At 70.0% G+C, this 16,697-nt stretch carries 15 protein-coding genes; 12 read left to right on the plus strand and 3 right to left on the minus strand.

What is annotated here, in order from left to right; all coding sequences use genetic code 11:
- Positions 1-2: 2 nt before the first annotated feature.
- Positions 3-797 carry an EAL domain-containing protein gene (locus AC1DKN_RS09250; RefSeq protein ID WP_476871083.1) on the minus strand — a complete coding sequence of 265 codons (795 nt, stop codon included), beginning with the start codon at positions 795-797 and terminating at the stop codon, positions 3-5.
- Between the two features lie 200 nt (positions 798-997).
- On the opposite strand from AC1DKN_RS09250, the gene murI reads away from it, so the two are divergent.
- The 4 genes from murI to rdgB are packed head-to-tail and all read left to right on the plus strand — an operon-like array spanning position 998 to position 4,294.
- Positions 998-2,014 carry a glutamate racemase gene (murI, locus tag AC1DKN_RS09255; RefSeq protein WP_374706737.1) on the plus strand — a complete coding sequence of 339 codons (1,017 nt, stop codon included), beginning with the start codon at positions 998-1,000 and terminating at the stop codon, positions 2,012-2,014.
- Positions 2,011-2,808, plus strand: a complete 798-nt coding sequence (locus AC1DKN_RS09260) for an MBL fold metallo-hydrolase (RefSeq protein WP_223915988.1) — start codon at positions 2,011-2,013, stop codon at positions 2,806-2,808. Before murI ends, AC1DKN_RS09260 begins: the two co-directional genes overlap by 4 nt.
- Before the next feature lie 53 nt (positions 2,809-2,861).
- Positions 2,862-3,620, plus strand: coding sequence for a ribonuclease PH (gene rph / locus AC1DKN_RS09265; protein WP_028276043.1), 759 nt, complete (start codon positions 2,862-2,864; stop codon positions 3,618-3,620).
- Entirely contained in the window at positions 3,617-4,294 is a 678-nt protein-coding gene (rdgB, locus tag AC1DKN_RS09270; protein WP_476848863.1) for an RdgB/HAM1 family non-canonical purine NTP pyrophosphatase, read from the plus strand. The genes rph and rdgB overlap by 4 nt, the downstream gene beginning before the upstream one ends.
- 127 nt (positions 4,295-4,421) lie before the next feature.
- Here the strand turns inward: rdgB and AC1DKN_RS09275 are convergent, their stop codons facing one another.
- Entirely contained in the window at positions 4,422-5,189 is a 768-nt protein-coding gene (locus AC1DKN_RS09275) for a VTT domain-containing protein (protein ID WP_476849009.1), read from the minus strand.
- Between the two features lie 114 nt (positions 5,190-5,303).
- On the opposite strand from AC1DKN_RS09275, the gene AC1DKN_RS09280 reads away from it, so the two are divergent.
- Together AC1DKN_RS09280 and AC1DKN_RS09285 are read left to right on the plus strand one after the other, a co-directional pair.
- Entirely contained in the window at positions 5,304-6,320 is a 1,017-nt protein-coding gene (locus AC1DKN_RS09280; RefSeq protein WP_223915982.1) for a 3'-5' exonuclease, read from the plus strand.
- Positions 6,321-6,462: 142 nt separating this feature from the next.
- Positions 6,463-7,005, plus strand: a complete 543-nt coding sequence (locus tag AC1DKN_RS09285; protein ID WP_223916168.1) for a DUF4395 domain-containing protein — start codon at positions 6,463-6,465, stop codon at positions 7,003-7,005.
- Between the two features lie 453 nt (positions 7,006-7,458).
- Here the strand turns inward: AC1DKN_RS09285 and AC1DKN_RS09290 are convergent, their stop codons facing one another.
- The gene (locus AC1DKN_RS09290; RefSeq protein WP_476871084.1) at positions 7,459-8,643 is read right to left on the minus strand and encodes an ADP-ribosylglycohydrolase family protein; all 1,185 of its coding nucleotides are present in this window, start codon (positions 8,641-8,643) and stop codon (positions 7,459-7,461) included.
- Between the two features lie 184 nt (positions 8,644-8,827).
- Between AC1DKN_RS09290 and AC1DKN_RS09295 the strand changes: the two genes are divergently transcribed.
- The 6 genes from AC1DKN_RS09295 to AC1DKN_RS09320 all read left to right on the plus strand — a co-directional run bounded on the left by AC1DKN_RS09295 (position 8,828) and on the right by AC1DKN_RS09320 (position 16,683).
- Positions 8,828-9,184, plus strand: a complete 357-nt coding sequence (locus tag AC1DKN_RS09295) for a YidH family protein (RefSeq protein ID WP_018775740.1) — start codon at positions 8,828-8,830, stop codon at positions 9,182-9,184.
- A complete protein-coding gene (locus AC1DKN_RS09300; RefSeq protein ID WP_476871085.1) occupies positions 9,181-9,522 on the plus strand; it encodes a DUF202 domain-containing protein in 342 nt (113 codons plus the stop codon). Before AC1DKN_RS09295 ends, AC1DKN_RS09300 begins: the two co-directional genes overlap by 4 nt.
- Positions 9,523-9,707: 185 nt before the next feature.
- Positions 9,708-10,712, plus strand: coding sequence for an MIP/aquaporin family protein (locus tag AC1DKN_RS09305; RefSeq protein ID WP_476871086.1), 1,005 nt, complete (start codon positions 9,708-9,710; stop codon positions 10,710-10,712).
- A gap of 82 nt (positions 10,713-10,794) precedes the next feature.
- Positions 10,795-11,976 (plus strand): exonuclease SbcCD subunit D, encoded by a 1,182-nt coding sequence (locus tag AC1DKN_RS09310; RefSeq protein WP_476857503.1) that lies wholly within the window; start codon positions 10,795-10,797, stop codon positions 11,974-11,976.
- Positions 11,973-15,071 carry an AAA family ATPase gene (locus AC1DKN_RS09315; RefSeq protein WP_476871087.1) on the plus strand — a complete coding sequence of 1,033 codons (3,099 nt, stop codon included), beginning with the start codon at positions 11,973-11,975 and terminating at the stop codon, positions 15,069-15,071. Before AC1DKN_RS09310 ends, AC1DKN_RS09315 begins: the two co-directional genes overlap by 4 nt.
- Before the next feature lie 166 nt (positions 15,072-15,237).
- On the plus strand, positions 15,238-16,683 hold the full coding sequence (locus AC1DKN_RS09320) for an MFS transporter (RefSeq protein ID WP_476871088.1): 1,446 nt from the start codon (positions 15,238-15,240) through the stop codon (positions 16,681-16,683).
- The last annotated feature ends 14 nt before the right edge of the window (positions 16,684-16,697 follow it).

Consider the following 16,697-nt stretch of genomic DNA (forward strand, 5'->3'; position numbering starts at 1 on the left):
AGCTAAGCGACAGCGGTGGCGTCAGAAACAGGCACGGACTGTATCTGTGGAAGCTCCTCGAATGCCGGCTTTGCGAACCAGTATCCCTGAAACAAGCGGATGCCGGCTTCCTTCAGAATCCGGAACTCCGCCTCCGTCTCGATGCCCTCTGCGAGCACCGTGATGTCGAGCTCCCTGGCGATGCCGACGATGCCAGCAACGACAGCCTGGCGGGCCGGGCTGGTATCGATTCCTCGGATGAGCTTCATGTCGATCTTGATCAGGTCTGGCTGGAAATCGACCAGGAGCCCCAGCCCTGCATGACCGGCACCAAAGTCGTCGATGGCGGTGGTGAAACCATGCTTGCGGTATTCGGTGATGATGTTCGTGAGGTGGGCAGTGTCGGAAACCTCCTCATTCTCCGTGAACTCGAACATGATCGACGACGTCGGAAAGCTGCAACGCCTGGCTGCAAGCAGCGTCGCACGAAGGCACGCAGCCGGTTCGTAGACCGCGTTCGGCATGAAGTTGATGGAGAGAATCAAGCCCTCACCGGCAGGAAACAGCCGCGATGCCAGCTCGATTGCCTTGACGCGGCAGTCCTGGTCGAAACGGTACTTCTGCTCAGGTGCGACTCTGGAAAGGACGTGAAAAGCCCCCTCGCCCGACAAGCCTCTGACCAGTGCCTCGTAGCCCCATACGCGAGCAGCAACGGCGTCATAGATCGGTTGGAAGGCCATGCTGAAATCGAAGTCGAGCTGTGACGACGTCGTGCAGCCGTCGCATGTCATATGCGGTCCTTTCGCTGTTTCGTCCATCGTGGGGGCACGACGGTCGCCCCCGATATCTCGACGGCGCCCATAGCATACAGGGCGGGGACAGCGGCAGGCTGCCACCGATGAGCAGGGGTCTTCCCCGCGTTGCCCATCCGCCGGAAACCCGTGTGACCCATCAGACACGAGTTGCAGGACACAATGTGATGGCCGCGCCTGTAGTGAAGCCCTATCCTCGAATAATCATGACTTCAGCATCAAATACGGATCCGGCAGCGCCAGCTGCGGCGGAGACCGCAGCGGGCAGCGCCGGAAATGCCGGGCTGGCATCGCGCCCCATCGGCGTCTTCGACTCCGGCGTCGGCGGCCTCACGGTGGCCCGCTCGATCATCGACCAGCTGCCCAACGAATCCATCCTGTATGTCGGTGACACTGCGCACGGCCCCTACGGCCCCCTTCCCATCGCCGAAGTCCGGGCCAACGCCCTCGGCGTCATGGACGAGCTCGTGGATTCCGGCGTGAAACTGCTGACCATCGCCTGCAACTCCGCGTCCGCCGCCGTGCTGCGTGACGCCCGCGAACGGTACACGGCCCGGTACGGGATCCCCGTGATCGAAGTGATCCAGCCGGCCGTGCGGCGTGCCGTCGCGGCGACCCGGACGGGCCGGGTGGGCGTGATCGGGACCTCGGCCACGGTGGGCTCGCGCGCCTACGAGGACACCTTCGCCGCGGCCCCGGACCTGGAGATCACGTCCGTGGCCTGCCCGGCGTTCGTGCCGTACGTGGAGGCCGGGATTACCACCGGACCGGAACTGCTCGCCGTCGCCCGCGACTACCTGGCACCGCTCATTGCCGCCGGGGTGGACACCGTGGTGCTCGGCTGCACCCACTACCCGCTGCTCACCGGCGTGATCTCCTTCGTTATGGGCGAGGACGTCACGCTGGTTTCCAGCGCCGAGGAGACGGCCAAGGACGTCTACCGGGCTTTGGCCTCCCGGGGCCTGGAGCGCACGGACACCGCGGCGCCGGAGCACAATTTCATCGCCACCGGCGACGCCGCCCAGTTTGAGCACCTCGCCCGGCGCTTCCTGGGCCCCGAAGTCCTCAGTGTCCGCCACGTGGACCACGTCGCGGCGCAGTACCCCACCGGCAGCCTCGCCCGGATCACCCCGGAAATGATCGCCGCCGCCCGGGCCGGCGCGGGACGGCCGCGGATCTCCAACTTTGTGGGCGGATCCGCGGGCGGGGGACCACGGCTGTGAAGCTGACAATCGTGGGCTGTACCGGCTCCTTCCCGGGGCCGGGCTCGCCGGCGTCGTGCTATCTGCTGACCGCCAACGACGGCGAGCGGAACTGGAAGATCGTCCTGGACCTCGGCAGCGGGGCGCTCGGCGCCATCCAGCGCTACACAGACCTGGAGGACATTGACGCGATCTTCCTCACCCACCTGCACCCGGACCATTGCATGGACCTGTGCGGGCTCCATGTTGCCGTGCGCTGGAAGCCGGGCGGCTGGGGACGGGGCAGGATTCCGGTGTGGGGGCCTGCCGCGACGGCCGACCGGATGGCCACGGCCTACGGGCTGGACCTGGATCCGGGCATGCACGAGGAATTCGATTTCAGCAACTGGTCCGAGCGCAAGCCAGTCAGCGTCGGCCCGTTCACGGTGACGCCCTACGCGGTGAACCACCCCGTTGAGGAGGCCTACGCCCTCCGCGTGGAGGTCACCGAGCCCGCCAAGGACGGCACGCCCGTGACCCGCGTCCTGAGCTACTCCGGGGACACGGATTCCTGCGCGGGCCTGGAGGACGCCGCTCGCGACGCCGACCTTTTCCTGTGCGAGGCGGCGTTCGAGGAAGGCCGCGACGACGGGATCAAGGACGTGCACCTGACGGGCAAGCGGGCGGGGGAGGCCGCCGTCGCCGCCGGCGCGCGCCGGCTGTTGCTGACGCACATTCCCGTCTGGACGTCGCCGACCACCGTCATGGCCGAGGCCAAAGAGATCTTCGGCAAGGACGTGGCCGTCGCCGTCGCGGGTGTGCACTACACCGTCTAGCGCGCGCTGGCCGCCCGCGCGGGCCGGGGCGGGTGAGTCGATAAGCTAAAGGCATGACTTCCCAAGCTCCCAGTGTCCCCGTCATCCGCGCCGACGGCCGTACCCCCGACCAGCTGCGCCCGATCAGCATCACGCGCGGCTGGTCCAAGCAGGCCGAGGGTTCGGCCCTGATCGAGTTCGGCAACACCCGGGTCCTGTGCACGGCTTCGCTGACCGAAGGCGTGCCGCGCTGGCTCAAGGGCGAGGGCCGCGGCTGGGTCACGGCCGAGTACGCCATGCTGCCCCGGGCCACGAACACCCGGTCCGACCGTGAGTCCGTCAAAGGCAAAATCGGCGGCCGCACCCACGAGATCTCCCGGCTGATCGGCCGCTCGCTGCGCTCCATCATCGACACCAAGGCCCTCGGCGAGATCACGATCGTGCTGGACTGCGATGTCCTGCAGGCCGACGGCGGCACCCGCACCGCGGCGATCACCGGAGCCTACGTGGCACTTGCCGACGCCATCCGGTTCGCCCGCGAGAAGAAGATGATCGCCCGCAACGCCCAGCCCCTGATCGACACGATCGCCGCGGTGTCCGTCGGCATCATCGACGGCGTCCCGATGCTCGACCTGCCCTACGTCGAAGACGTGCGCGCCGAGACCGACATGAACGTCGTGGTGACAGGCTCCGGCAAGTTCGTCGAAGTCCAGGGCACCGCCGAGGGCGCACCGTTCGACCGCGACGAGCTGAACAAGCTGCTGGACCTGGCGCTGCTGGGCACGGAGCAGCTCGCCGCGATCCAGCGCGACACCCTGGCGGAGGCCCCGTGACGGAGACGCCCCTCGCGGACCGGCCGGAAGCCGACGGCCCGGGCCCGCGGCTCGTCCTCGCCACCCACAACAAAGGCAAGCTCCGGGAACTCCGTGAGCTGCTCCGCGGCCAGGTTCCCGGGCTCGACGTCGACACGCAGGTGGTGGACGCCGGCGCCGTCGGTGCCCCCGACGTCGCCGAGACCGGCGTAACCTTCGCCGAAAACTCGCTGCTCAAGGCCCGGGCGGTGGCAGAGGCCACGGGGCTCGTGGCGATCGCCGACGACTCCGGGCTTTCTGTGGACGTCCTCGGCGGCGCGCCCGGGATTTTCTCGGCCCGCTGGTCCGGCCGGCACGGCGACGACGCCGCGAACCTGCAGTTGCTGCTCGCCCAGCTGGCCGACGTGCCGGACAAGTACCGCGGGGCCGCGTTCGTCTGCGCGGCAGCGCTGGCGGTCCCCGGGTCCTCGCCCGACGGCGGCCGGGAAGTCGTGGAATACGGGCAGCTGGAAGGGACACTCCTGCGGGAGCCGCGCGGGGAGGGTGGCTTCGGCTATGACCCCGTCCTGCAGCCGAACGGGCTGGACCGCAGCTGCGCCGAGCTCAGTTCCGAGGAGAAGAACGCCATCAGCCACAGGGGCCATGCGTTCCGGGCGCTCCTGCCGGCCATCGTCGAGGCCCTGGCCGGGAAGTAGCCGGCCCGGCCAGGCTCAGGACGAAGGAAGGCGCCCCACTCGGTGGGGCGCCTTCCTTGTTAACTGCTGCGTTCACTGCGGCACTGCATTTACTGCGGCGCTGCGCTACATTTACTGCGGCGCTGCGCTACGGGGTCCGGCGTTCTTCTTCCGGCTCGTGCTCTTCGATGAATTCGTCCACGACGTCGGTGCCGTACTTCTCGGCCTGGCGCTTGGCGATCGTGCCGCGGACAACCTCGATGGCGATCGGGATCACGGAGACCAGCACGATGGCGATGAAGATGATGTCCAGGTTGTCCTTGACCCACGGGACCTTGTCCCCGAGCAGGTAACCGAGGAGCGTGACGCCGCCGCCCCACAGCACCGCGCCGATCACGTTGTAGGTGAAGAATTTGCGTTTGCTCATCTGCGCGACGCCCACGATCACCGGGACGAAGGTGCGGATGATCGGAACGAACCGGGCCAGGATCAGGGCCTTGCCGCCGTGCTTTTCGAAGAACGCATGCGCACTATCCACGTTTTCACGCTTGAACAGCTTGGAGTTGGGCCTGTTGAACAGGGCAGGTCCCGCCTTGGACCCAATCAGGTAGCCCACCTGGTTGCCGATGATCGCGGCGACGATGATCAGCGCGGTCAGGACCCAGATGTTGACCTGGATGGTGCCGGTGGCCACGAGCAGCCCGGCCGTGAACAGCATGGAGTCCCCAGGCAGGAAGAATCCGATCAGCAGCCCGGTTTCGGCAAAGATGATGCCGCAGACCAGCAGGACCACCCACGGCGCGAAGGCCGGATTCGCCAGGAAAACCTGGGGGTTGAGCCAGTCCGGCAGGAAGGAGGCCAGGTGCGGCTGGACGGGGCCGGCGCCGCCAAGGGCGGACACGGCGAGGTCGCTCATTGCTAGTACGTTCACCTGTTAAGGGTACTTGACGGCAGGCTGCAGGCCCGGGGGCCGAGCCCCGCGGGCCGGTCCGGTGCGGGAGGGTCCGTCCGCGGGCGGTAAAGTTGGGCCGTGACTTTGGACTTTACGGCGATCGACTTTGAGACCGCGAACGGCTTCCGCGGTTCACCGTGCGCTGTTGGCCTGAGCAAGGTCCGTGGCGGCGTCGTCGTAGAGGAAGCCTCCTGGCTCATGCGGCCACCGGAAAACCATGACACATTTGATCCCCACAACGTCCGGATCCACGGCATCCGGCCGGATCAGGTGGCTGGACTGCCCCGGTTCGGGGAGCTGTTCCCGGAGATTGGCGCGTTCATCGGCGGCGACGTGCTCGCGGCCCACAATGCAGGGTTCGATCTCGGTGTGATCCGCTCCGGCCTGGAGGTGTCCGGGCTGTCCGGACCGGCCTACGACTACGTCTGCACGGTGATATTGTCCCGGCGCTGCTACTCCCTGGTGTCGAATTCGCTGCCCTACGCCGCCGAGGAGGCCGGGGTCCCGCTGCTCAACCACCACGATGCCGCCGAGGACGCCCGCGCCTGTGCCGGCATCCTGATCGACATCGCGGCCCGCAACGGGGCAGCAAGCATCGCGGAACTCTACCTGTCCCTCGGCCTGACGGTGTCCCACCAGCCGGCGTTCGACCCCCGGCGCGACCCGCTGTCCAAGGCCACGCTGGCCGCAATGGAGGCGCTCGCGGGGGGAACCGCCGGCTCGCCCCCGGGCCGGCGTTTCGTGGCCGGGTGGCCGGAGGAAGGCCCCAACCCGGCCCCTAACGCCGCCGCCAGCCCTGACCACCCGCTGTTCGGCCAGACCGTGGTGTTCACCGGCGAACTGGCAATTCCCCGCCCCGTTGCCAAGGTCCGTTCCGCGGAGCTTGGCGCCAGGCCCGAAAGCCGGGTGACAGCCCGTACCACCGTTCTGGTGGTGGGCGACGGGTTTGTGGCCGCGGACCTGCGCTCCGGCCGGTTGACCGGCAAGGCGCGCCGCGTCCTGGAACTGCACGAACGCGGGCAACGGATCGAGGTCCTGTCCGAGGGCGAATTCCTCCAGATGGTCGGCGGACATCTGGCTGCCGCACCTGCCTGACCCGGTCCTGGCTGAACCCGGCAGTCACACGGCGCAACAATCATTCCTCCCACTGCGCGCCCGCTCGTAGCCTTGGCGGATGAGCAAACCCACGGATGCACAGGCCCCCACGGCGCCGGCCAAGTCAGCGCCGCCGGCGTCAATGCCGGCGGACTCGGCGTCGTCGGCGCCCGCGAAGTCAGCACCGGCGACGCGCGGAATTGACTGGCATCGGGTGTTCGCGTTTCCGAACCCGGTGAATGAGTACGCCGCCCGCATCACCGCAGCCCTGGTGGTGGCGCTGTCCGCCGTGACCCTGCTGACCGGTTTCGGCTGGGGGCTCGCCGTCATCGCGGCCGGTTTCTGGCTGCGCGTGCTGTTCGGTCCCCGGATCTCGCCCCTGGCCCAGCTCTCGGTCAAGGTCCTGACGCCCTGGCTCGGGCGGACCCGTCTCGTTCCCGGTCCGCCCAAGCGGTTCGCCCAGGGCATCGGCGCTGCCGTGTCGACGGCGTCGGCGGTGCTGCTGGCCGCCGGCCTCGCACCGGCGGCGTGGGTGCTGCTCGCCGTGCTGATCGCCGCCGCGTCCCTTGAGGCGTTCGCCGGGTTCTGCCTCGGCTGCACCATTTTCGGCTTCCTGCAGCGCCGCGGGCTCATCCCCGAGGACGTCTGCGAAGCCTGCAACAACATCTCGCTCCGCGGCGCCTAGGACTCGGGGCGCTTAGGTCCGGAGCACCGGGGCTCCGCCGAAGCGGCCGGGTTCCGCCGAGGCGGTCGCCAAGGACGGACATGGCCTCCGGAGGCTCGGACGGGTGGACATAGTGGCAATATGTCCAGTCCCCGCCGCCGGAGATGGGCAAGTCCTGAGGATGCCGCGGCCAGGGATGGACATGTCCTTCGCAGCGGGGGCGCCCGGACATGTCCTCCGGAGGCTCTGACGGGTGGACAAAGTGGGAATATGCCCAGTCCTAGCCGCCAGAAATGGGCATGTCCTGAGGATGCAGCGGCCGGGGATGGACATGTCCTTCGCAGCGGGGAGGTACGGGGCATGTCCCGCGGACAGGCCGGGCCGCTGCTTCCAAGCGGAGCCGGCTGCACTGCGCAAATGCCGGATACTCGACGCCTGGCGTGCAGGGGCCCGGCTGACAGTTGCCCGCCGAAGCTATGAGCCAGTGACGGCGGCCAGCTTCGAGGCCATGCCCCGGATGACCTCCGGCGCCTGAAGGGCCGCCAGCCAGTCTGCCGGCAGGCACCGCTCGCCGTAGAACGCGCCCAGGATGTTCCCGGCGATCGACGCCGTCGAATCGCTGTCCCCGCTGTGGTTCACCGCCACCGCGATCGCGGCACGGAAGTGGGCCTGGGCAGCGGCCTGGGCGGGATCGGCCTCGGCAGCGCCGGCGTCCGCCGTCCCCGTTCCTGTCCCGGTTCCCGGGGCTGTGGCCAGCACGGCGTACAGCGCGACGGCAAGGGCTTCCTCGGCCACCCACCCCTCGCCGAGTTCGCCGACCAGGCCCTCAGGGCTGAGCACGTCTCCGCCGGGCAGGTCTCCGGCCAACCGCAGGGCCGCCTCCAGCCGCGCCACCACCTCCGGATCCGGATTTTCGCCCTTGCGCAGGATGCCGCCGAGCAGCTGCCCGAGGGCCGATTCCGCCGCTTCGCGCAGCCCGTGGCCGGAGGACAGGGCATGGATGAGAAGGCTGAAAACTCCGGCGCTCTGCCGTGCCGCGGGGTGGCCGTGCGTCAGGGACGCGGCATCGGCGCTGAGCTTATAGACCGTTTCCGCTTCGAGGTGGGGGATCAGGCCGAAGGGCGCCGACCGCATCACGGTGCCGCAGCCCTTCGAATCCGGATTGACCGGCCGCTTCACGGTACCCATCTCGCCCGTGGCGAGTCCGCTCAGGCACGCGTTGCCGGGTGAGCGCCGGCTCTTCAGGACATCCTGGGCATCGATCCAGCGCGGCGGCTGGAACGGGGCCGACGCCGGCACGGCGACGCCCTGGGTGCCCAGCCAGCGCAGGTACGCGAGCCACAGGCACGCGTTGATGTCCGCCGCCACGCCGTCGTTGGCCCATTCCAGCGCCTCGAGGAGGCCGTCGGCGGTGTACAGCGTCATTTGCGTGTCGTCCGAAAACGGGCTGCCGGCGTCGAGCGCGGAAAAATCCTGCAGGCCCGAGGGGCCGAACCGGGCCCGGATGGCGGAAATGCTGTCGAACTCGACGGCGTAGCCCAGCGAATCTCCGAGCGCGCCGCCCAGCAGGCAGCCGTGGATGCGCGAGCCGTGGGCAGGGGAGTGCGGCTGGCCGGGTGTTGGGGCGGGTGCGGGGCTGGTCCCGGGCTCGGTGCTCATGCCCTCAAATTTACCCGGCGCTGCACCGCACCCCGCAATGCCGGCGCCCGCCGGGGACTTAGCGCCGCCGCCTGGGGGCCGGGCGGCGGCGGATGCGGAAGGCCGGTAGGGTGCTGGTAGGACCCGTCCAGCGGTCAGACGAGGCAACCGCCGGCGCCGTACCGCCGGGCAGCGGAGGAAACGAATGCGCGAACCAGCGTGGCGGAAGACCGGGACCACCCCCGACTACAGGTTCTCCCTGGCCAACGAGCGGACCTTCCTGGCCTGGATCCGCACGTCCCTGGCCCTGATTGCCGGAGCCCTTGCGATCGACCAGCTGGCCCCGGAGATCGCGCCCGGACCCGTGCGGATCGTGTTGTGCGTCATCCTCGCGTTCCTGGGCGCGGGCCTGGCCGCCCTGTCCTACCACCGGTGGGGGCTCATGGAGGCTGCCATGCGGAACAACAGGGAGCTGCCGTTCTCCGGAGTGATGCTGGTGATGACCATCGGCGTCGCGGCTGCGGCCCTGGTGTTCGCGGTCCTGATCCTGGTGGCGCGGTGAGGCCAGCTGCGGCCAGGGACCCCGGGCTGCAGCCCGAGCGGACCTCCCTGGCCTGGCGCCGGACGTTGCTGGCCCTCATCGTGGCGGACCTGTTGGTCTGGCGCAGCTGGGCGCTCGCAGGATCCCGGGGCGGCGTTGTAGGTCCCGTTGATTTCCTTGGCATCTGCGCGCTGGCCGCCATGGCCGCGACGCTGGTCCTGGGTGTGTGCGTGCTGGTCCGCGGGCGCGAGCTCCGGCGGTCCAACGCTGCGCCGCCGGCGCCGTTGCTGCGCTGGGCCGCCGCCGCCGTCGTGGTCCTGGCCGCCAGCGCCGTAGCCGCGGTGGCCCTGGGGCACTGAACTGAGCCGCGGCCCGGAACGGGCACCCAGCCGGAATCCAGCCAACATCCAGATTGCGCTGGCAGACTGCTGGCGGACCCATTCTCCCAGGCGGCCGAGGCCGCCCCGGACCACGAACCCGGCGGCGGTCCAGCGACGCCGCAACTGCAGCCCCTGGGCGCGCCGCCAGCAAAGGAATCCTGACCATGACCCTGCTTGTGCCAGCCCCAGACTCCGTTGACGTCCAGCCACCGGCCGCCAGCGACGTCCCGCCCCGGCCCGGGCTCGTGGCCCGGCTGTCCGCCGAGGCCCTGGGGACCCTGATCGTCGTGGTTGCGGGCCTGGGCGTGCCGCTCTTCACCATTCCGCAGTCGAGCCCGCTGCCCGCCGCCCTGGCCGCCGGCCTGACCCTGACGGCGGCGATGCTCGCCGTCGGTTACGTCTCCGGCGGCCACTTCAACCCCGCCGTCACCGTGGGCAACGCCATCGCCGGCCGGATCCGGCTTGCCAACGCCGCCGCCTACATCGGCGCGCAGCTGGTGGGCGCCGTGCTCGGGGCCGTCGCCCTGTACGGCGTCCTGCGCACCGTGCCGACCATCAACGACTCCCAGGACGCATTCGCCACCGTGGCCGCCGGATTCGGCGAGCACTCGATCATCCAGGTGCCCATGGCAGGCGTCCTGCTCGTGGAGGTCCTCGGCACGGCACTGCTCGTGGCCATCTTCCTTGCCACGACCGCCCGCCGGAATCCGGCCAGGGCGGCTGCGCCCTTCGCGGTCGGCCTGACGACGGCGATGCTCCTGCAGTTGGGCCAGGCCCTCGGCAATGTGCCGTTCAACCCGGCCCGGGCAACGGCGGCGGCCATCTTCAGCGGCCCGGACGCGCTCGGGCAGCTGTGGCTCTTCTGGGTGGCACCGGTGGTCGGTGCGGCCATCGCCGGGCTGGTTTTCCGCGGCTTCGTGCAGTCGGCCCGGACCAGTGGACAGGCCAGTGACGCTGCCACTGCCGCTGTCACCGCCCAGCCCGCCGCCCAGCCCGCCGCCCAGCCCACCGACCAGCCCGACGGAAAGCTCACGGAAGCCGATGTGGATGGCGCCGATTTCGATGACGCCGGGCTGGCCGAGGTCACGGCCACCACCGCTTCTGCTTCGGCCGTCCCCGCCGGCAACGACGAGGCCCGCAGCTTCTTCGACCGCAAGGGCGGGAAGTAGCCACTGCTGACCACTTTTAACCTCCGTCACACCTCCGGGGTGGTGGCGCAAGAGTGTCGGTGGCAGCCGATACCGTAGGAATATGCGGTTATTGCACACCTCCGACTGGCACTTGGGCCGGTCCTTCCACGGCATCGGCATGCTGGATGCCCAGCGCGCCTTCATCGACCAGCTCGTGGCGTTTGTCCGGGAAGAGAGCGTCGACGTCGTCCTCATCGCCGGGGACGTCTATGACCGCGCACTGCCGGGCGTCGACGTCGTCGGCCTGCTGGATGACGCCCTGGTGCGCCTCACCGGGGCCGGCGCCGAAGTTGTGTTGACCAGCGGCAACCACGATTCCGCCATCAGGCTGGGGTTCGCGTCGCGGCTGCTCGAGCGCGGGGGAGTGCATTTGCGCACACGGCTGAATGAACTGGACGTTCCCGTGCTCTTTCCGCTCGGGGACGATGCCGGGAATGAGGCAGCGCCGGTGCTCGCCATCTACGGGATCCCCTGGCTGGAGCCCCGGCTCGTCGCCGAGCAGCTGGGCGTAGAGACCGCGAGCCACTTCGAGGTCACCCGCGCCGCCACCGAACGGATCCGTGCCGACGTGCGGCAGCGGAGTCAGACCCGGACCGTCCATTCGGTGGTCCTGGCGCACACCTTCGCCAGCGGCGGCATCAGCTCCGACAGCGAACGGGATCTGAGCATCGGCGGCGTCGGCGCGGTCCCGCTGGATCTCTTCGACGGCTTTGGCTACACCGCACTGGGCCACCTGCACGGCAGGCAGGAGCTCTCGCCGGCAGTGCGCTACTCCGGCTCGCCGCTCGCGTATTCGTTCTCGGAGGCGAAGCACAGGAAGGGCAGCTGGCTCGTGGAGGTCGACGCCGAGGGGATCGGCGGCGTGCGCGAAGTGCTCTGGGACGCGCCCCGGACCCTCGCCGTGCTCCGCGGGAAGCTGGATGACCTACTGGAGTCGGAGGACTTCGCGTGGGCCGAGACCGCCTACTGCCAGATCACGCTGACGGACGAGGCCCGCCCGGCCCAGGCGATGGACCGCCTGCGGGCACGGTTCCCCGACACCCTGGTGCTCGGCTTCGATCCCGATGGTCCCGGCGCGGCGCCCAAAGCCAGCTACAGCAGCCGGCTGGCCGAAGCCGGGGACGACCTCTCCGTCTGCTGCGGATTCCTCGAGCACGTCCGGGGCAGGCCGGCTTCCGACGCCGAAGCCGCAGTCCTCGCCGAGGCGCTCGACGCCGTACGCCTGGAAGGAGTGTCCCTGTGAGGATCCACCGCCTGGAGATTTCCGCGTTTGGCCCGTTTGCCGGCACGGAGCGGATCGACTTCGACCGCCTGAGCGCACACGGGCTCTTCCTGCTGAACGGCGCCACCGGCGCGGGCAAGACCAGCGTCCTGGATGCCATCTGTTTCGCCCTCTACGGATCGGTTCCCGGGGCCCGCCAGGACGGAAAGCGGCTGCGCAGCGACCACGCGGCGGCCGCCGCCGAACCGCGCGTCACCTGCGAATTCTCGGCCAAGGGCCGGCACTTCGAAGTCTCCCGCACGCCCGCGTGGGACAAGCCGAGTGCCCGGGGCCGGAACGGCTTCACGGTCCAGCAGGCCAACACGCTGCTGCGCGAACGCATCGACGGCGCGTGGGTGGAGAAATCGGGCCGGAATGATGAGGCGGGCGCCGAGATCACCGACGTCCTGGGCATGAACCGGGACCAGTTCACGCGCGTGGTCATGTTGCCGCAGGGGGACTTCGCGGCGTTCCTGCGCTCCAAGGCATCCGACCGTCTGGAGCTGCTGCAGAGCCTGTTCGGCACCCAGCGCTTTGAAGCCGTGGAACAGGAACTGTCCCGGCAGGCGCAGACCGCCAAGGCCGAGGTCGCCAACCTCAACGCGAAGCTGGACCTGCTGCTGGCACAGGCGGAGTCCGAAACAGCTGCGCTCGAACTCGACCCCGACGGCGCCCCCGGCCGGGACGAGCCCGATGCCCTGTTGGCCTGGCTCGACGCCGCCGCGGCAGCCGCCGCGGAGGGCCGGCGCAGCGCTGCCGCGGGAGCCGAGAAGCAGGCCGACGATCAGGCGTCCCTGTTGGAGGCGGCGAACGCGCGGGCCAACCGCCACGCCAAACTCGCCGCCGCGGAACAGCGGCGGATCGACGCCGACGCCGCCGCCCCCGTCCTGGCGGGCAAGGCCGTCACACTGGGCCTGCACCGCCAGGCCGAAATGCTCGGCGGCCAGTTGCAGGCGGTCGAAAGCGCCGCGGCAGCCGAGGACCTGGCAGGAACGGCCCTGCTGGAGGCCGCGCGGCAGCTGCGGTCCGCGGCCGCCACGGACCCGGAGCTCGCCGGGCAGGACGTCCTCGACGCCGGCGCCCCCACCGCCGACGACGACGCTGCCGACCCCGTCCGGGCGGGTAAATCCGTCATGTTGGACAGCGCGGCCGTCCGCGGAACCCTCGCCCGGCTGCGGTCCCTGCACGCAGTGCTCACCGAACGTCTGCCCGACGAAGCCCGGTTCCTCGGGCTGACCCAGCGCGGCAGTCGGCTGCGCCTGCAACTGCAGGAGCTGGAAAAAGGACGGCTTGCCGGCACCGCCGCACTGGACACCCTGCGCACTGAGTCGGCGGCCCTGTCCGCCGGCATCCGCCCCCTCGAGGAGCTGGCCGCGGAAGTCCAGTTGCGCACCAAGGAGGCCACGGCAGCGGACGAACTCGTGACCATCGTTGGCCGCTTCCTCGCCGCCGAGGCCGAGTGCGCGGCAATCTCCGGACAGCACGCCGCGGCCCTCAGCACGCACCAGGACCGGAGGCAGCACTGGCTGGACCTCCGTGAGCAACGGCTCACCAACGCCGCCGCCGAGCTCGCCACCCAGCTCCTGGCCGGGGTCCCATGTCCTGTCTGCGGCAGCCCTGAGCACCCGGCACCTGCCCCCGCGGCAGCCTCCGCCCTGGCCGTCGCCGAGGCCGAGAAAGCCGCGCAACTGGCCAGCGACACGGCAGAAGAAGCCGTCGCCGCCCTAGGTCGTGAGCTCGCCGGGGCCCAACAGAACGTCGCCGTCCTGGCCGCGCAGGGCGGCAACACACCTGCCGGGGAAGCCCGTGAGGAGGCAGCCTTGGCCCGGGAACGGGCTGATGACGCCGTCCGCGCTGCCACGGACCTTGCTGCGAGCCGGGCGCGGATGGCAGAACTCGAAGCGGTGATCGCCGACGCAGAGCGGGCGCAGGCCGACGCCGCCTCCGGCATCGTGCAGACGCAATCGACGATCGCCGAAATCGACGAACAGGCACAGGCCCTCGAAGCCACCCTGGACAAGCTGCGCGCCGGCCACGCGACCCTCGAACAGCGGATCGCCGCCCTGACGGCAACCACGGCGGTCCTGGAGCACGCCGACGCCGCACACTCAGCCCACGAACAGGCTGCCGCCCGCACCGCGGAGGCACGCCGGCACCTTGAAGTGGCCCTTCCCGGAGCCGGTTTCAGCACCGAAACCGCGGCGCGGGAAGCGCTGCTGGCAACGCCGGTGGCAACAAGCCTTGAAACGGCCATCCGGGTCGGACAGGACGAGGCCGCCAGGATCCAGGAACTGTTCGCCGGAGAGGACCTGGCCCTGGCGGCAGCCGAGCGGGCCGCCGAGGACATCGTCAGCGACGCCGCCCTCGAGGAGCTCAGGACGGAATCGGCGGCGGCTGAACGCAAAGCCCGGGAAGCCGTGCTTGCGGCCGGGCTGGCGGAAAACTCGCTCCGGATACTCGGGCGCATCGCCGGTGACTACGCGGACCTCGCTGCCGCCGGCAGGGAACCGCGGGACCGGGCCGCGATGCTCACCGCCGTCGCCGACGCGGCCAAGGGCGGCGGAGACAACACCTATCGCATGAGCCTGAACAGCTATGTCCTCGCCGCCCGGCTCGAGCAGGTGGCCGTCGCTGCCTCCGAACGCCTGATCGGTATGAGCGATGGCCGCTACACGCTGCAGCACACCGACGCCAAGGCAGCACGCGGCGCGAAGTCCGGCCTTGGCCTGGAGGTCGTGGACGAGTGGACCGGCCAGCGCCGGGACACCGCCACCCTCTCCGGCGGCGAGTCCTTCATGGCCTCACTGGCGCTGGCCCTTGGGCTGGCGGACGTCGTGCAGCATGAGTCCGGTGGCGTGGACATCGAGACCCTCTTCGTGGACGAGGGCTTCGGCAGCCTCGACGAACAGGCGCTGGAACAAGTCATGGACGCCCTGGAAAGCCTCCGCGACGGCGGCCGGGTGGTGGGGCTCGTGAGCCACGTCGCCGAAATGAAGCAGCGCATCGGCACCCAGCTCCAAGTGGTCAAGGGCCGCAGCGGCTCCACCCTGCACATCAGCGACGACACCCGGGCCTGAGCCGGTCCCAGAGTGGGCCCCGGGACCGGTCCCGAGGCCCACTCTGGTCCCGTCCCGAGGTCTGGTCCCAGGGCCGGCGTCCCGGGATCGGGTATCATTGGTCTGTTACCGGGTCGCGCGCATCGGGAGGAGGGACGATGCGCAGTATTTAGCGAACCCGGAAACCATGAACCCTTCACCGTCTTCTTTGGGGTCTACTCTTGACGCCCCAGTGCCGCAGACCTACGCGCTGCCGGCCACCGCAATTTCGACCGACGCTCTGCCTGCCCCGTCGCCCGCAAAGGGCGGCCGCTACGCGCAGCTGCCGTTGCTCGCCGGCCGCAGCTTCATCCCCCTCGGGCTCTTCGCCCGCCTGCCGCTTGCCATGCTGACAGTCGGCGCCCTGACACTCGTCACCGCCGTCACAGGCTCGTACGCCGTGGGCGGCGCCGCGGCCGGCGCCGTCGGCATCGGTTCAGCACTCGGTGCCCCCGTCCTCGGCGTCCTCGCAGACCGGCTCGGCCAGCGCCGCGTCCTGCTCGTATCCGCCATCGCCAACACCGTGGCCATCGTTGCCCTGATCCTCACGGCCTACCTCATCCCCGGGGTCCACGACCTTGCCGCCGCGGTGCCCGTGCTGGCCGCGGCCTTCGTGGCCGGGGTGAGCTGCCCGCAGGTCGGTCCGCTGGCCCGCGTCCGCTGGATGGCGCTGACCTCCCGGACGTCCGGCTCCGGAACCCGTGCGGCCGGAAACTCCGCGGACCTGGACACCGCCCTTTCCTATGAGAGCACCGCGGACGAGCTCACCTTCGTGCTCGGCCCCGCACTCGTCGGAATCCTCGCGAGCCTGCTCGCGCCGTGGCTGCCGCTGGCCCTCGCTGCAGCACTGACCGTGGTCCTCGTACCCGCCTTCGCCGTCCACCCCACGCACCTCGCGGTCGTCCGCACAACGAAACGCCGGCCCGCCGGTCCGGCCGCAGGCCACGCGGCCGGCCCGGCGCCCACGACGGCGGGGGACAACCACGGGGAAACCCGCACGGCAGCCCAGCGGGACAAAACCTTCGCCGCCGTCGCCCTCCCCGTGCTGGCGATGGTGTGCATGGGCACGTTCTTCGGCTCCACCCAGACAGCCCTGAGCTCTTTCTCCGCCAGCTTCGCCACCTCCGAACTCGCGGGCCTGCTCTACGCAGTCATGGGACTGAGCTCTGCCGCGGCCGCCCTCTCGGTCGCGTACTGGCCCCGGCGCTTCACGGTGAACGCCCGCTGGATTGCCTGCGCGGCCCTGATGGCCGGCTTCGCATCGCTGCTGTTGCTGCCCTCGACGGCGCTGCCCATGGTCCTTGTACTGCTGGTCCTGGGCCTGCCCGTTGGTCCGCTCATGGTCACTGTCTTCGCGATCGGTGGCCTCGTGGCCCCGGCCGGAAAGCTCGGCACGGTCATGACAGCCCTGGCCAGCGGCGTTGTGGCCGGCACCGCGCTCGGATCCTCCATCGCCGGACAGCTGGCGCAGAACTTCGGCTATTCGACGGCCTTCCTGGTTCCGGTGTGCGCCGCCACGGCGCTGTTCCTGCTCGGAACGGCAGCCGCCGTCGTACTCCGGCAACGCGGGAAGAAGACGGCCGCGGCCGCATAGACCCCGACGGGACA

The organism is Arthrobacter sp. 01N444, from assembly GCF_056399305.1.

Excerpts from the sequence above, each read along its gene's own strand:
- AC1DKN_RS09250 (WP_476871083.1), bottom strand. The coding sequence starts at position 797 with ATGGACGAAACAGCGAAAGGACCGCATATGACATGCGACGGCTGCACG.
- murI (WP_374706737.1), top strand. The coding sequence starts at position 998 with ATGACTTCAGCATCAAATACGGATCCGGCAGCGCCAGCTGCGGCGGAG.
- rph (WP_028276043.1), top strand. The coding sequence starts at position 2,862 with ATGACTTCCCAAGCTCCCAGTGTCCCCGTCATCCGCGCCGACGGCCGT.
- AC1DKN_RS09275 (WP_476849009.1), bottom strand. The coding sequence starts at position 5,189 with ATGAGCGACCTCGCCGTGTCCGCCCTTGGCGGCGCCGGCCCCGTCCAG.
- AC1DKN_RS09285 (WP_223916168.1), top strand. The coding sequence starts at position 6,463 with ATGCCGGCGGACTCGGCGTCGTCGGCGCCCGCGAAGTCAGCACCGGCG.
- AC1DKN_RS09290 (WP_476871084.1), bottom strand. The coding sequence starts at position 8,643 with ATGAGCACCGAGCCCGGGACCAGCCCCGCACCCGCCCCAACACCCGGC.
- AC1DKN_RS09295 (WP_018775740.1), top strand. The coding sequence starts at position 8,828 with ATGCGCGAACCAGCGTGGCGGAAGACCGGGACCACCCCCGACTACAGG.
- AC1DKN_RS09305 (WP_476871086.1), top strand. The coding sequence starts at position 9,708 with ATGACCCTGCTTGTGCCAGCCCCAGACTCCGTTGACGTCCAGCCACCG.
- AC1DKN_RS09310 (WP_476857503.1), top strand. The coding sequence starts at position 10,795 with ATGCGGTTATTGCACACCTCCGACTGGCACTTGGGCCGGTCCTTCCAC.
- AC1DKN_RS09320 (WP_476871088.1), top strand. The coding sequence starts at position 15,238 with ATGAACCCTTCACCGTCTTCTTTGGGGTCTACTCTTGACGCCCCAGTG.